Origin of the sequence: Pseudomonas sp. D1HM (genome assembly GCF_019266105.1) — a bacterium.
Classification (GTDB): Bacteria; Pseudomonadota; Gammaproteobacteria; order Pseudomonadales; family Pseudomonadaceae; genus Aquipseudomonas; species Aquipseudomonas taetrolens.
Genome location: NZ_LRMN01000008.1, coordinates 116,055 through 129,759, shown reverse-complemented (window position 1 = coordinate 129,759; position 13,705 = coordinate 116,055). Strand labels below are relative to the sequence as shown.

At 59.0% G+C, this 13,705-nt stretch carries 14 protein-coding genes and 1 tRNA gene; 8 read left to right on the top strand and 7 right to left on the bottom strand.

Features of this window, described 5'->3' with window-relative positions; translation table 11 throughout:
- Position 1: 1 nt before the first annotated feature.
- Together AWM69_RS12430 and AWM69_RS12425 are read left to right on the top strand one after the other, a co-directional pair.
- A complete protein-coding gene (locus tag AWM69_RS12430) occupies positions 2-784 on the top strand; it encodes a divergent polysaccharide deacetylase family protein (RefSeq protein WP_218726985.1) in 783 nt (260 codons plus the stop codon).
- A gap of 240 nt (positions 785-1,024) precedes the next feature.
- Positions 1,025-2,671 carry a hypothetical protein gene (locus tag AWM69_RS12425; RefSeq protein ID WP_218726983.1) on the top strand — a complete coding sequence of 549 codons (1,647 nt, stop codon included), beginning with the start codon at positions 1,025-1,027 and terminating at the stop codon, positions 2,669-2,671.
- Positions 2,672-2,727: 56 nt separating this feature from the next.
- Here the strand turns inward: AWM69_RS12425 and hisF are convergent, their stop codons facing one another.
- The 6 genes from hisF to AWM69_RS12395 form a co-directional block, all read right to left on the bottom strand.
- Positions 2,728-3,498, bottom strand: a complete 771-nt coding sequence (gene hisF, locus AWM69_RS12420) for an imidazole glycerol phosphate synthase subunit HisF (protein WP_048383956.1) — start codon at positions 3,496-3,498, stop codon at positions 2,728-2,730.
- A gap of 10 nt (positions 3,499-3,508) precedes the next feature.
- Complete coding sequence (gene hisA, locus AWM69_RS12415) at positions 3,509-4,246, bottom strand: 1-(5-phosphoribosyl)-5-[(5-phosphoribosylamino)methylideneamino]imidazole-4-carboxamide isomerase (RefSeq protein WP_048383954.1); 738 nt, start codon at positions 4,244-4,246, stop codon at positions 3,509-3,511.
- Between the two features lie 39 nt (positions 4,247-4,285).
- The gene (locus AWM69_RS12410) at positions 4,286-4,546 is read right to left on the bottom strand and encodes a DUF2164 domain-containing protein (RefSeq protein WP_048383952.1); all 261 of its coding nucleotides are present in this window, start codon (positions 4,544-4,546) and stop codon (positions 4,286-4,288) included.
- Positions 4,546-5,184, bottom strand: a complete 639-nt coding sequence (hisH, locus tag AWM69_RS12405) for an imidazole glycerol phosphate synthase subunit HisH (RefSeq protein WP_048383947.1) — start codon at positions 5,182-5,184, stop codon at positions 4,546-4,548. The genes AWM69_RS12410 and hisH overlap by 1 nt, the downstream gene beginning before the upstream one ends.
- Positions 5,184-5,777: an imidazoleglycerol-phosphate dehydratase HisB gene (gene hisB, locus AWM69_RS12400; RefSeq protein ID WP_131654776.1), complete on the bottom strand. Its 594-nt coding sequence runs from the start codon at positions 5,775-5,777 to the stop codon at positions 5,184-5,186. The genes hisH and hisB overlap by 1 nt, the downstream gene beginning before the upstream one ends.
- 161 nt (positions 5,778-5,938) lie before the next feature.
- Positions 5,939-7,600, bottom strand: a complete 1,662-nt coding sequence (locus AWM69_RS12395) for an OFA family MFS transporter (protein ID WP_131654777.1) — start codon at positions 7,598-7,600, stop codon at positions 5,939-5,941.
- A 415-nt stretch (positions 7,601-8,015) separates the two neighbouring features.
- On the opposite strand from AWM69_RS12395, the gene AWM69_RS12390 reads away from it, so the two are divergent.
- From AWM69_RS12390 to AWM69_RS12365, 6 genes are all read left to right on the top strand, one after another.
- Entirely contained in the window at positions 8,016-10,238 is a 2,223-nt protein-coding gene (locus AWM69_RS12390; protein ID WP_218726982.1) for an AsmA family protein, read from the top strand.
- Positions 10,235-11,302, top strand: coding sequence for an A/G-specific adenine glycosylase (gene mutY / locus AWM69_RS12385; RefSeq protein ID WP_218726980.1), 1,068 nt, complete (start codon positions 10,235-10,237; stop codon positions 11,300-11,302). Before AWM69_RS12390 ends, mutY begins: the two co-directional genes overlap by 4 nt.
- Positions 11,299-11,571: an oxidative damage protection protein gene (locus AWM69_RS12380; protein ID WP_131654780.1), complete on the top strand. Its 273-nt coding sequence runs from the start codon at positions 11,299-11,301 to the stop codon at positions 11,569-11,571. The genes mutY and AWM69_RS12380 overlap by 4 nt, the downstream gene beginning before the upstream one ends.
- Positions 11,572-11,674: 103 nt before the next feature.
- Positions 11,675-11,750: transfer RNA gene (locus tag AWM69_RS12375), tRNA-Phe, on the top strand.
- A 165-nt stretch (positions 11,751-11,915) separates the two neighbouring features.
- Positions 11,916-12,386: a hypothetical protein gene (locus AWM69_RS12370; RefSeq protein WP_218726979.1), complete on the top strand. Its 471-nt coding sequence runs from the start codon at positions 11,916-11,918 to the stop codon at positions 12,384-12,386.
- 62 nt (positions 12,387-12,448) lie between these two features.
- Positions 12,449-13,306 carry an alpha/beta fold hydrolase gene (locus tag AWM69_RS12365; RefSeq protein WP_131654810.1) on the top strand — a complete coding sequence of 286 codons (858 nt, stop codon included), beginning with the start codon at positions 12,449-12,451 and terminating at the stop codon, positions 13,304-13,306.
- Positions 13,307-13,419: 113 nt separating this feature from the next.
- On the opposite strand, the gene AWM69_RS12360 is transcribed toward AWM69_RS12365, so the two are convergent.
- A complete protein-coding gene (locus AWM69_RS12360) occupies positions 13,420-13,674 on the bottom strand; it encodes a DUF1272 domain-containing protein (RefSeq protein WP_074703066.1) in 255 nt (84 codons plus the stop codon).
- Between the last annotated feature and the right edge of the window lie 31 nt (positions 13,675-13,705).

Genomic DNA, 13,705 nt, shown 5'->3' with positions numbered 1-13,705 from the left:
GGTGCGCTTCTCTCTCGCCCTTGCCCTGTTTTGCTGCCTGACCGGTGTCGCCCATGCGGCGCCGGCCTCTCATGACGCAGCACCGCACAAGGCTTATCTGAGCCTGATCATTGATGACCTGGGGCAAAACCTGCCCCGTGATCGCCGTGTTCTGGCCCTGCCCGGCCCCGTCACCGCTGCCGTCATGCCCGACACCCCGCACGCTGCCGAATTTGCCCGCGAAGCCCACAAGGCCGGCAAAATTGTCATCCTGCACATGCCTATGGACCCGGCTACGGGCCCTTTTGCCTGGCACCCCGACCTGCCTGTCGACGAACTTGAAAAACGCCTCAACGCCGCCTTCAAGGCCGTGCCCTACACCAGCGGTATCAACAACCATATGGGCAGCCGCATGACCTCACAGCCACAGGCGATGGCCTGGCTGATGGCCGACTTGCAACGCCGGCACAAGCTCTTTGTCGACAGCCGAACCAGCGCGCAAACCGTTGCCGCGGCCCAGGCACAGAAAATCGGACTGGCCAGCGTTTCACGGGATGTGTTTCTGGACGATGTGCGCACTGAGCAGGCGATCACCACGCAGCTCGACACCGCGATCAAGCTGGCGCACAAACAGGGATCAGCCGTGATGATCGGTCACCCCTACCCGCAAACCCTCGCCGTGCTTGAGCGCGAACTGCCCAGGCTCAAGGCCCGGGGCATCGAGTTGATTGATATCAAACAGATGATCGGCCTGCGCGGCAACAAGGCCATGGCCGGGCATGGCAAAGACGGGGTTTACCGCTAACCGCAGCTCTACGCGGGGGCCTGCAAACTCTTGGTGCGAACCTTCTCCACAACCGCCTCTTTGCGCAACTGATCCAGGGGGGCGGGCGATGGGGCTGTCGGCACGCACCAGCAACACCCAGTCATCCGGGCCGGGCAGACTTTAAAAATACATAACTACCCCAACCAGAATTCCGAACCTGTTTTATTAGGCCTATGCGTCCTGACCAGGACATTTAGCACGCCAAAACAAGGTTCACCCATGAACAATAAATTACAGCACTTGCTCTTAATGACGCTTGTCAGCGTTTCCCTGACGGCAACAGGCGCACCGCCTGAACGACCGGAAGACATCCTCCCCGTGGGCATCGTCAAACTCTCGGACCACCCCGAGAGCCGATCCCGCACCTGGACGGGAATTGGCCGGCTACGGGGAGAAAACACGGCCTTTTGTACTGCCAGCCTGATTGATACGCGCAATACACCCCTGGCGACAGCCACAACCCCTGCTTACGTCATCACCAGCCATCGCTGCCTGAACACCAAGAACTATGGTGAATACACTTACGCCGGCGGCACCCGGCACAATACGTCCATGCAGGGCACGCTCTTCTTCAATAACTTTGACAACACACTGGGGGACGTAAAAAGTTATGAGTTCAAACGCGTAGCCTGGCAAAGCGATGGCGGGTTGAATCTGGCGATCATCGAACTGGATACCACGTTGTCGGAGCTGATGGCCAAGGGCATTCAGCCACTGAAAATTGCCCAGCGCACACCACCCTCGGGCACCGAGATCCTGACCCTTGGCATCCCGGAGTTCAGTAACCTGCATGCCATGCACTGCACGCAACTGGCGCCCGTCGATGTCGCCAGCTACCCCTGGGTCGGCGCCAAAGTACTGGGCAATCAATGTGCCGATCTAACCCATGGCGGCCTCGGCGGCCCCGTCCTGAGCAAGTTCAGCAATGAGCTGATCAGCCTGGTGGTCGCAAACAACCACGGCGCCAACCCCGATAACAAATGCCTGGCCAATGCCCCCTGCGAACTCAGGGCCAATACCGCGCACTGGCGCCCGGACACCCATTACACCCAGCCGGTGTCTTTTCTCAACCAATGCTTCGTGGAGGGCAAGCTGGCAGCCGACACTCCCGCGTGCGACCTGTACAAGCTGACCTCTGTCGCCGTCGAACCGGCCCGACAGCCGCCCGCGAGAGTCTTTGAAAAGGGCCTGACCGAAAAAGAAACAGGGCCCGACACCTTTGACGTTGGCGTCACGGTCGACTCCCCCCTGTATCGCTATAAATACACTCACGATGCCAAGGCATGCCGCGACGGCAGTCATTACAGCCAGGCCATGAGCGCCAAAGACGCCACCATCAACTTCACGCTGAATAATCAGGTGGGGCTGCACATGCTGTGCATCGTCGGGGTCGAATCCCATGAAGACCGTTTAACCAGTGCACAGTTTGACGCTGCGAAAATAATCACTGTCGAGCGTATTGAAATACAGCCGCAAGTACCGTCATTGCAAATCGATCGCTATCGACACTACCGCGAACAATACGTCGCACACTGGAATCACAACATACCGTTGCTCGACCACTACAAAATAAAGTTTGGGCCGTATGAATCAACAGACTGCAAAACGCCCGAAGGCTATGCCGAGTTGCTCGACTATGAAGAGCGGCCACGCGATAGCGGCCCCTGGGAAAGTATTTATCCACATAAAGACCACCCGACAGATGCCTCGCTTATTTTGATCAAACAAACCAAAGAGCAACTGATTGATGGTTACTACAGCAAGATCATAAGCTCGGGAGAAAACGCCCTGACGCTGTGCACCGTCTCTTACAACCTGAAAAAAGAACCTTCGCAACCCCGCATGGATATTCTCAGGCCGCTGTGACGTCACTGCAGTGCAAGTGCCTGCGAACAGGCACTGACACGCAGCAGTAGGGGGGTTTAGCGCACCACGATTCCACGCTCGGCCATATAGGCCTTGGCTTCAGGAACGGTGTATTCACCAAAGTGGAAAATACTCGCGGCCAGTACTGCGCTGGCGTGGCCTTCGAGAATGCCGTCAGCCAGATGCTGCAAGTTACCGACACCACCAGAAGCGATCACCGGAATGCCCAGTGCATCGCTGATGGCGCGGGTCACACCCAGGTCGAAACCGTTCTTCATGCCGTCCTGATCCATGCTGGTCAGCAAGATCTCACCGGCACCCAGGCCTTCCATTTTCATGGCCCATTCAACAGCATCGAGCCCGGTTGGCTTACGCCCGCCGTGGGTAAAGATTTCCCAGCGCGGGGTTTCACCCGGCAATGAAACCTTTTTTGCATCAATCGCGACCACGATGCACTGCGAACCAAAGTGCTGCGCTGCTTCCCCCACGAACTCCGGGTTAAACACCGCTGCCGTATTGATCGAGACTTTATCCGCACCCGCATTGAGCAGGTTGCGGATGTCCTGGATGCAGCGCACGCCACCGCCCACGGTCAGCGGGATAAACACCTGGCTGGCCATGCGTTCGACGGTATGCAACGTGGTGTCGCGACCGTCGACGCTGGCGGTGATGTCGAGAAAGGTAATCTCGTCAGCCCCTTGCTCGTCGTAACGGCGGGCGATTTCAACCGGATCGCCGGCATCGCGAATATTCTCGAACTTGACGCCCTTCACAACCCGGCCGTTATCCACGTCCAGGCAAGGGATGATGCGTTTGGCCAGCGCCATGCCGTTCTCCTCAGGCCTTGTAGCTGTCGCAGAAGGCTTGCGCCTCAGCCACATCCAGCGTGCCTTCGTAAATCGCACGACCGGTGATCGCACCGATGATGCCAGGTGCTTTGGCGTCCATCAGCGTCTTGATATCGCCCAGGTTGTGGATACCGCCCGAAGCGATCACGGGAATGGTCGTTGCAGCGGCCAGCGCAGCGGTAAAGCTCACGTTGCAGCCCTGCATCATGCCGTCTTTGGCAATGTCGGTATAAACGATGGCAGACACGCCGTCGGCTTCGAAACGCTTGGCCAGGTCGATGACCTGCACGGTGCTGACTTCAGCCCAGCCATCGGTGGCAACGAAACCGTCCTTGGCGTCCAGACCTACAATGACCTTGCCCGGGAATGCGCGGCAAGCCTCGGCAACGAACTCAGGGTTCTTGACCGCCTTGGTGCCCAGAATCACGTAGCTCACGCCCGCCTTGACGTAGTACTCGATGGTTTCCAGCGAGCGGATCCCGCCGCCGATCTGAATCGGCAGATGCGGATAACGCTTGGCAATGGCCGTGACCACATCACCATTGACCGGCTGGCCTTCAAAGGCGCCGTTGAGGTCAACCAGGTGCAGACGACGGCAACCGCCCTCTACCCATTTGGCAGCCATGCTCACCGGGTCATCGGAGAACACTGTGGAGTCTTCCATACGGCCCTGGCGCAGACGTACACAGGCACCGTCTTTAAGATCGATAGCGGGGATAATCAGCATCTGGCAAACCTTAAAATTCGGGAGTCAATGACTCGGAAATCAGTTCTTTTCGAGTGCCCACAGGTCGCTTTCGATGCTCTCGAACCTCTCCTTGAGGTGCGTTTGAACATCGAAAATCGCGCGATTGTAGTAATGCGGCGCGATTTCACGGGTGAACAGCTCAAGGATTTCAGCCGCTTCGAACGAACCCAGATCCAGCTCGAAGCGATCTTCCATAAAGCGTTTGATCTTGCTGTTGGCTTCGTTCTCTTGCTCGGGGGTGAGCGTGAGAATAGGCGGCTTGGGCTTGCGCGCAGACATTACCAGCGCCCGTCCCAGGCCACGAAGTTTTCCAGCAGCTGCAAGCCGTGGGTATGGCTCTTCTCCGGGTGGAACTGCACGGCAAAACGCGAGCCTTCAGCCAGCGCGGCAGCGAAGTCGACGCCGTAATGCCCGCCACCCACCACCTGGCGAGGATTGCCCGCGGCGATGTAGTAGCTGTGCACAAAGTAGAACCGTGCCAGATCGGGGATGCTGTGCCACAAAGGGTGATCGACCTTTTGCTGCACTTCGTTCCATCCCATGTGCGGCACCTTCAGGTGCTCGCCGTCTTCGTGCAGGTCTTTGCCGAAGAATTTGACCTGACCCGGGAACAGGCCGATGCAATCAACCCCGCCGTTCTCTTCGCTGGTGTCGAGCAAGGCCTGCATGCCGACACAAATCCCGAGAAACGGACGATCCTGGCTGACTTCACGCACCAGCGAATCGAAGCCCAGGCGACGGATCTCCGCCATGCAATCGCGAATCGCGCCCACACCGGGAAACACCACGCGGTCAGCTTCGCGAATCACGCTGGCATCGCTGGTTATCAGCACACGGCCGGCGCCGACGTGTTCCAGCGCCTTGGCCACCGAGTGCAAGTTACCCATGCCGTAATCGATAACCGCCACTGTCTGCATCAGAGCACGCCCTTGGTCGATGGCATTTGCCCTGCCATGCGCTCATCAAGCGTGATTGCCATGCGCAATGCGCGGCCGAAAGCCTTGAACACGGTTTCAATCTGGTGGTGGGTGTTGTGCCCGCGCAGGTTGTCGATGTGCAAGGTCACGTTGGCGTGGTTCACAAAGCCCTGAAAGAACTCCTGGAACAGGTCAACGTCAAAGCCACCCACGGTGGCGCGGGTGAAGGGCACGTGCATCTGCAGGCCAGGGCGGCCCGAGAAATCGATGACGACGCGCGACAGCGCTTCGTCCAGCGGCACATAGGCGTGACCGTAACGGGTCATGCCTTTTTTGTCGCCAACGGCCTGATTGAAGGCTTTGCCCAGGGTGATGCCTACATCCTCGACCGTATGGTGATCGTCGATATGCAGGTCGCCTTTGCACTCGATGTCCAGGTCGATCAGCCCGTGTCGGGCGATCTGGTCGAGCATGTGCTCAAGAAAAGGAACACCGATATCAAATCGGGCCTTACCGGTCCCATCCAAGTTGATCGAGGCTTTAATCTGGGTTTCCAGAGTATCGCGCTCGACTGACGCCTTACGTTCGGCCATCACCAGCTCCGCAAAATCATTGGGCGAAAAAGGTGGCCATTATAGGCACGGGTCTGACAAACAGAAACATTAAGGGTGAGGCGGCTGACGTATAACCCGTAGCAGCTGCCAAGGGGGCGAGTCTGCGCCCCTCGGCAACGGCTAAAAATACGCGCTACACCTTAATGAAAGAGCACCGCCGTCTTTTGCACGGTCACCCAGATCCCCCACAGCAACGGAATGCCGACCGCCAGCCAGGCCGCGACGGTCAACGGCAAGCTGCCCGGCGAGGCTTTCCACTCCAGCGATGTATTGGCATCAGCGCCCTTGTCGTGGCCCAGAGCTTGCTCGGCGGCCAGCTGCGCGTCGGTCATGAAGTATTTGTCTGCCACCGGACGCACCAGCAAATTGCAGATAAAGCCCAGCACCAGCAGACCCGCGAGGATATACAGGGTGATGTCGTATGCCGCCGCGCGCTCTACCCCAATACTCAACTGGTATTCGCGCAGGTAGTTGACCAGGACCGGCCCCAGTACACCCGCCGCGGCCCAGGCGGTCAGCAGGCGACCGTGAATCGCACCCACCATCTGCGTCCCGAACAGGTCTGCCAGATAGGCCGGCACCGTGGCAAAGCCACCGCCATACATCGACAGGATGATGCAGAACGCCGCCACGAACAGCGAGATGTTGCCCAGATGGCCCAGGTTCGGCACCAGCGCATACAGGGCGAACCCCAGCGCAAAGAACACGAAGTAGGTGTTTTTACGGCCCAGGTAGTCCGAGAACGAGGCCCAGAAGAACCGCCCGCCAATATTGAACAGGCTCAGCAAGCCGGTGAAGCCCGCCGCAATGGCCGCGATTTGCGCCAATTGCGCAGCATCCAGTTGGCCAAAGGTCAGATCGTTGCCCAGCAATTTGCCCGCAAACACCTCCTGCAACAGGGGCGAAGCCATGCCCAGAATGCCGATACCGGCCGAGACGTTAAGGCACAACACCAGCCACACCAGCGCAAACTGCGGCGTTTTCCAGGCCACGCTCACGTGGACATGACGCTGAGTAATCATCGCATTGGCGGTTTTTTTCACCGGTGGAGTCCAGCCTTCAGGCTTCCAGCCGGTAGGTGGCACGCGGTACGACAATGCGCCGCCCACCATAAAGACAAAGTAAATCGCCGCCATCACCAAGAAGCTCTGCCACACGCCGACACCATCCGGCCCGGCAAAATGCCCCATCAAGGCCGCCGCCAAAGGCGCACCGACCATTGCTCCGCCACCGAAGCCCATGATTGCCATGCCCGTGGCCATGCCGCGCTTGTCCGGGAACCACTTGATCAGGGTCGACACTGGCGAGATGTAGCCCAACCCCAAACCAATACCGCCAATCACCCCTGAACCCAGCCACATCAGCCAGATCTGGTGGGTGTAGATACCCAGCGCCGAAATCAGCAAACCGCCACACCAGCACAGCGCCGACACCAGGCCCGCCTTGCGCGGTCCCGCGTGTTCAAGCCAGCCACCCCACACCGCTGCCGAGCAACCGAGGAAGATGAAGAACAAGGTGTAGATCCAGCCAAGCATCGAGATCGGCCAGTCGCATTGCGATGAAAAAACCTGCGTGATAAAGCTCATGTCAGGTGCGCACGCCACCGGCGCCGTCACACCCAAGGCCTTGGACAAGGGCAGCCAAAACACCGAGAAACCATAGGCCATGCCAATGCACAGGTGAATCGCCAGCGCGGCTGGCGGAACCAGCCAGCGGTTGAAGCCGGGCCTGGCGATGATGCGCTCCTTGGACAGGAACGCAGACGGCGAGGCAGGGATGCCCGCAGCGGTACTGGTACTCATTGTTATGTCCCCCCATGAATGAAAAGATTCTCCAGGCACGCTCAACCCTCGACTTCGGCGCCTTGAAAGGACGCAGCCGTTTTATTGGATCAAGTTGCAGGCGCGACAATGCGCCGCAGGTAGCCGGGAAAACAGGCGGAGATTACCATCTGAAAGTAGGAGACATACCAAACTGACGTGGTCTTTTGCGACAAATATGCCTCGACCTGACACTGCCACGAACACCTCACTCAACCAGACACGTTACCTTGCCCCTTGAGTTTCGGGCCTTTCGAACCGTCCCGGCGATGATGCTCCTGGCCGAGATCCGCAGCGTTGAGCCTCTGAGGATCCAACCCCAGTCGGCCACCTCGTGGCGCTATACTCAGCGGCTAAATTTAAAACCCTTTACACACAGACCTACAAGGATCCGCCCATGAAAGCGTTCGGCAAAATCCTGGGTCTGGTGCTTCTCGGATTGTTGCTGATCATCGTGGCGCTGGGCTTTGCCCTCAGCCACCTGTTTGATCCCAACGACTATAAAGACGAGATCCGCCAGATAGCCCGTGACAAAGCCCACATTGAACTGACCCTCAATGGCGACATTGGCTGGAGCCTCTTTCCCTGGCTCGGTCTGGAACTGCACGATGCCAGCGTCGCGACCCTGACAGCACCGACCCAACCGTTTGCAGACCTGCAAATGCTCGGCCTGTCTGTGCGCGTCCTGCCGCTCCTGCGCAAAGAAGTGCAAATGAGCGATGTACGGGTCGAAGGCCTGAACCTGCGCCTGACCCGCGACAAAAACGGTCACGGCAACTGGCAGGACATCGGCAAGCCAGCACCGGCGATTGCCGGCAGCGAGGCTACAGCCGCCACCGGTTCTGAGCCCGCCGCCCCCGCCAAACCTGACAGCATCAGTCAGCCACTCAAGCTCGATATCGACAGCCTGACCGTCAACAACGCACGGGTTGAATACAACGATGAGCAAAGCGGCCAGCAGTTCAGTGCCGAGAGTATTCAATTGAGCACCGGCGCGGTGCACGAAGGCATCAGTATCCCGGTCAAACTGACCGCATTTCTGGGCACCAACAAACCCGTGATGCGGGTTAAAACCGAAGTCGACGGCAAGCTGCGCTTTGATCGCATTCTCAAGCGCTATCAGTTCGAAGACCTGAAGATCGTGGGTGAGGCTTCTGGCGAACCGCTGCAAGGCAAAACCATGACTTATGCCGCCCAAGGGCAAATTCTGGTTGATATGGCCGCGAACGTCGCCGAATGGAGCGGCATGAAGATTTCCGCCAACCAGTTGCGCGCCCTGGGTGAACTCAAAGCCAATAACCTCGATAAAACCCCGCAAATCACCGGCGGGCTGTCGATTGCCCAGTTTGATCTGGCCAAGTTCCTCGACAGCATCGGCCACACCCTGCCAACGATGGCGCCGGGCAGCCTGAGCAAAGTCGAAATGGTCAGCCGCCTGTCCGGTACACCCACCAGCCTGGCCTTTGACGAGCTCAACCTGAAAGTCGATGACAGCACCTTCACCGGCCGTATCGCCGTAGAAGACTTCGCCAAACAAGCCTTGCGTATCCAGCTCAAAGGCGACACGTTCGACGCTGATCGTTACTTGCCGCCCAAATCGGCAGAGGCCACCGGCGCCACGGCTGCACGCCAGGCCGAAGTGCAAGGCAGCGAAGCCGGTGCACTGGCTTCATCGGGCGACACCCCGCTGCCGGATGCGCCGACCAAAAGCGGCTGGAGCACCAGCAAGATCATTCCTGTGACTCGCCTCAAGGCGCTGGACCTGGTTGCCGATATCCGTTTTGACCAACTGACCCTGAGCAAATTGCCGATTCAAAACGCCGGACTCAAGGCCAATAGCAAAGCCGGGCTGCTCACCCTCGAAAACCTGAGCGGCACGCTTTACAAAGGCAGCTTCGCCGCCAATGGCAGTCTGGACGTGCGGCCGATCCTGCCGTTGGCCAAGCTGCAGACCCGCATCAACAATGTGCCGGTTGAAAAAATCCTGCAGAGCCAGGGTAAAAAACCACCGGTGACCGGCCTGCTGACCCTAAACAGCAACATCACGGGCAGCGGCGAAAGCCAGAGCGCACTGATTCAAAGCCTCAACGGCACCGCCAGCTTTGTGCTCAATGACGGCGTATTGCTCAATGCCAACCTCGAACAGCAACTGTGCCGCGGCATTTCCATCCTCAACCGCAAGACCCTGAGCGGCGAGCCCCGCGGCAAAGACACGCCGTTCAATGAACTCAAGGGCAGCCTGGTCTTGCGTAACGGCGTGGCGAGCAACCCGGACCTGGTGGTCCGCATTCCCGGCCTGAGCGTAAAAGGCGATGGCGATATCGACCTGCGTGTTCTGGGCATGGATTACCGCATCGGCATCACCGTAGAAGGCGACCAGCGCGCCATGCCTGATCCGGCCTGCCAGGTCGGTAAGAACTTCGTCGGCGTTGCACTGCCTTTGCGCTGCCGCGGCCCTCTGGAGCTGGGCGCCAAGGCCTGCCGTCTGGACAAGGACGGCCTGGGCAAGGTGGCAGCCAAAGTGACAGGCAACAAAATCAGCGAAAAACTTGAAGAAAAACTGGGGGACAAAGTCAGCCCCGAGCTGAAAGACGCCCTCAGGGGGTTGTTCAAGCGATGAGAGATGAGCAGTTTTCAACGGCGGTCCTCAATTGGTATGACCACCACGGCCGCCACGACCTGCCCTGGCAACAGGGCATCACCCCGTACCGGGTGTGGGTCTCGGAAATCATGCTGCAGCAAACCCAGGTCAGCACTGTGCTGAACTACTTCGACCGATTCATGGCCTCGCTGCCTACGGTTGAAGCGCTGGCCGCCGCCCCGGAAGACGAAGTGCTGCACCTGTGGACCGGCCTCGGTTACTACACCCGTGCCCGCAACTTGCAGAAAACCGCCAAAATCGTGGTTGCCGACTATGCGGGTGAGTTCCCGCAGGATGTCGAGAAGCTGGTCGAGCTGCCCGGCATCGGCCTGTCCACTGCAGGCGCGATCGCCAGCCTGAGCATGGGCCTGCGTGCGCCGATCCTCGATGGCAACGTCAAACGGGTGCTGGCACGCTACACGGCGCAAGAGGGCTACCCGGGCGAGCCCAAGGTCGCCAAACAGCTGTGGGCCACCGCCGAGCGCTTTACGCCCCATGACCGGGTCAACGCCTACACCCAGGCGATGATGGACATGGGCGCCACGCTCTGTACCCGCAGCAAACCCAGCTGCCTGCTGTGCCCGCTTGAAAGCGGCTGCGAAGCCCACCTGCTGGGCCTTGAGACCCGCTACCCGATTCCCAAGCCACGCAAAACCATTCCGCAAAAACGCACACTGATGCCCATGCTGGCCAATGCCGAAGGCGCGATCCTGCTTTACCGTCGCCCTTCGACCGGTCTGTGGGGCGGCCTGTGGAGCCTGCCCGAGCTGGAAGACCTCAATGATCTCGAGCATCTGGCACTGCAACACTCGCTGACCCTAGGCACGCAACACGAGCTGCCTGGCCTGACCCACACTTTTAGCCATTTTCAACTGGCCATCGAACCGTGGCTGGTCCACGTCGAGGAGTCCGGCCATCACGTGGCCGAGGCCGACTGGCTCTGGTATAACCTCGCCACCCCGCCGCGCCTGGGCCTGGCGGCCCCGGTCAAGAAGCTGCTCAAACGAGCAGCCGACCTATTGAACGCTGGAGAGTTGTCATGACCCGCACCATCATCTGCCGCAAGTACAACGAAGAACTGCCCGCGCTTGAGCGCCCTCCGTTTCCTGGCGCCAAGGGTCAGGACATTTTTGACCATGTCTCGGCCAAGGCCTGGGCTGACTGGCAAAAACACCAAACCCTGCTGATCAACGAAAAACGTTTGAACATGATGAACGCCGAAGACCGCAAATATTTGCAGGGCGAAATGGACAAGTTCTTCAGCGGCGAAGAATACGCCCAAGCCGAAGGCTATGTTCCACCAACGGAATAATCCCGGTTTTAAAGGGTTTGGCCCGTAAGCGACGGTAATAATTAAATATTTTTCAAAAAAGTGTTTGACGGGTCATCGAAAAAGGCTTCTAATGCGCCCCGTTGCCCAGATAGCTCAGTCGGTAGAGCAGGGGATTGAAAATCCCCGTGTCGGCGGTTCGATTCCGTCTCTGGGCACCACATTCAGTTTTGATGTGGTGTTCACACCACCTCAAAGCAAACAAAAAACCCGCCCAGTGCGGGTTTTTTGTTGGGCGCGATTTATACCCGCAGCGCCACCTCTCTTGGCGATTGCAAAGAGATGGGGTTCAATCCTCTCTTCAGCCTGCAAAGGACACACATCGCATGTCATCGCCCAAAAAACAGCAAAAGAACGCGCAGCGAGCCAAATCCAAAGCCAAGCAGAACCGCACAGCCAAACCGGCCAAACCTTCGGCGGGCTCCCTGATCGATAATCCGTTCGATGACGTGAAGATCGACCTCAGCACGTTCGACTTTCAGGACATCCTCGAAAACGGTTTTGACCCGGCCGATTACGACGACCTGTTCCAGGCGATGAAAGCCGCTGAAGCCAAAAACCAACTGACGATGTGCATGGTGTTCTTGCAATACCCGGTGCTGGAGCTGGTGATTTCGGAAGAGGAAGAAGAGCCGGCCACGGATTTCCTGATGGGCCTGTTGATCGAATACCGTATCGCCGTGCATGGCGATGACGAAGACAGAGCTGTGGCCTGGATCGAAACCCCGGCCTTCCAGAAAGACTACGTTGAAGCGTCGCGCTTGCTGCTAGAACGCAACGCCCGGAACACCCTCTGACCGCAGCCCTGCCACATACCGTTAGCCGGGCGTTTACCGAGTCCGCGGCTGACGGCTATCGGTTGGGCGGCTTTGAATGGCGCCACCCTGCGCCAGACGCCACGCGCGCAGTGGTCATCATCAACGCCGCCACCTCGGTGCGGTGTGGCTACTACGCACGATTTGCCGATTACCTGTTCAGTCACGGCCTGGACGTGATGCTGTTCGACTATCGCGGCATCGGGGCCTCACGTCACGGATCGCTGCGCGGCTTCGAGGCGTCATGGTCGGATTGGGGATCACTGGACTTTGAAGCCCTCCTCAAGCGCGCACAGCGCGAATTCCCCGGCCAGCCGACCGATGTCGTCGGTCACAGCTTCGGCGGCTGTGCAGCGGGGCTGGCGGCGTCCGGACAGGCTATTCGCCACCTGGTGACCGTGGGCGCGCAATTTGCCCACTGGCGTGACTATGCTCCCGACCAACGCTGGCAGATGCTCGCCAAGTGGCACGCCTTCATGCCGCTGCTCACGCGCCTGTGCGGCTATTTTCCGGGCAAGCGCCTGGGCTGGCTCGAAGACACTCCGGCGGGCGTGGTCAAAGACTGGAGCGCCTTCGGCACACGCTACGAAACACTCCCCAGCGCCCGCCGTCACACACCCCTGCCCTTTGCCTCCGTGAACGCTAAAACCCTCGCCATCAGCCTGAGCGACGATCCTTTCGGTACGGTGGCGGCCATCGAGCGCCTTCTGAGTTATTTCAGCGCCAGCGCTCGCACACATCTACGGATAAATCCCGCAGACATCGGCGAAACATCCATTGGTCATTTCGCGTTTTTCCATAGCCGTTTTCAGAAGAGCTTATGGCCGATTGCGCTGGAGTGGTTGTTGAACGGTGAGCTGATGCCCCGCGCACCGGGGCAGGTCATCAGCAACGTCCTGTAATCGTCGCCGGCAGCCAGGACTGGGTCCGCTCTGGAACACAAGCGAAGGTCTTGCAGCCCTTTATCGCAGCCTGCGGTGGCCACAGGATTTGAGTTGCCAGGGTGCGTAGAACATCAGCCTTCCCGTCCCGTGGAGCAGCCTTGAGGCTTGTTCACCCGAACGGTCGAGGGCGGATTGTCGGCCAGCTTGTTGCCTGGCCTGCGCGGCCGCACCATCAGCTCTCCTCCACAGTTAGGGCACAAACCACCCAGTTTCTGCTCCGAGCACGACGCGCAAAAAGTGCACTCGAATGAGCAAATCCGCGCCAGAGGCGATTCCGGCGGCAAGTCACAATCGCAGCATTCACAATTGGGGCGTAATTCGAGCATCGCGGCACCTTTTGAAAAAATCGGGACAAGC

Excerpts from the sequence above, each read along its gene's own strand:
- AWM69_RS12425 (WP_218726983.1), top strand. The coding sequence starts at position 1,025 with ATGAACAATAAATTACAGCACTTGCTCTTAATGACGCTTGTCAGCGTT.
- hisF (WP_048383956.1), bottom strand. The coding sequence starts at position 3,498 with ATGGCGCTGGCCAAACGCATCATCCCTTGCCTGGACGTGGATAACGGC.
- hisA (WP_048383954.1), bottom strand. The coding sequence starts at position 4,246 with ATGCTGATTATCCCCGCTATCGATCTTAAAGACGGTGCCTGTGTACGT.
- AWM69_RS12410 (WP_048383952.1), bottom strand. The coding sequence starts at position 4,546 with ATGTCTGCGCGCAAGCCCAAGCCGCCTATTCTCACGCTCACCCCCGAG.
- hisH (WP_048383947.1), bottom strand. The coding sequence starts at position 5,184 with ATGCAGACAGTGGCGGTTATCGATTACGGCATGGGTAACTTGCACTCG.
- hisB (WP_131654776.1), bottom strand. The coding sequence starts at position 5,777 with ATGGCCGAACGTAAGGCGTCAGTCGAGCGCGATACTCTGGAAACCCAG.
- AWM69_RS12395 (WP_131654777.1), bottom strand. The coding sequence starts at position 7,600 with ATGAGTACCAGTACCGCTGCGGGCATCCCTGCCTCGCCGTCTGCGTTC.
- AWM69_RS12390 (WP_218726982.1), top strand. The coding sequence starts at position 8,016 with ATGAAAGCGTTCGGCAAAATCCTGGGTCTGGTGCTTCTCGGATTGTTG.
- mutY (WP_218726980.1), top strand. The coding sequence starts at position 10,235 with ATGAGAGATGAGCAGTTTTCAACGGCGGTCCTCAATTGGTATGACCAC.
- AWM69_RS12380 (WP_131654780.1), top strand. The coding sequence starts at position 11,299 with ATGACCCGCACCATCATCTGCCGCAAGTACAACGAAGAACTGCCCGCG.
- AWM69_RS12370 (WP_218726979.1), top strand. The coding sequence starts at position 11,916 with ATGTCATCGCCCAAAAAACAGCAAAAGAACGCGCAGCGAGCCAAATCC.
- AWM69_RS12360 (WP_074703066.1), bottom strand. The coding sequence starts at position 13,674 with ATGCTCGAATTACGCCCCAATTGTGAATGCTGCGATTGTGACTTGCCG.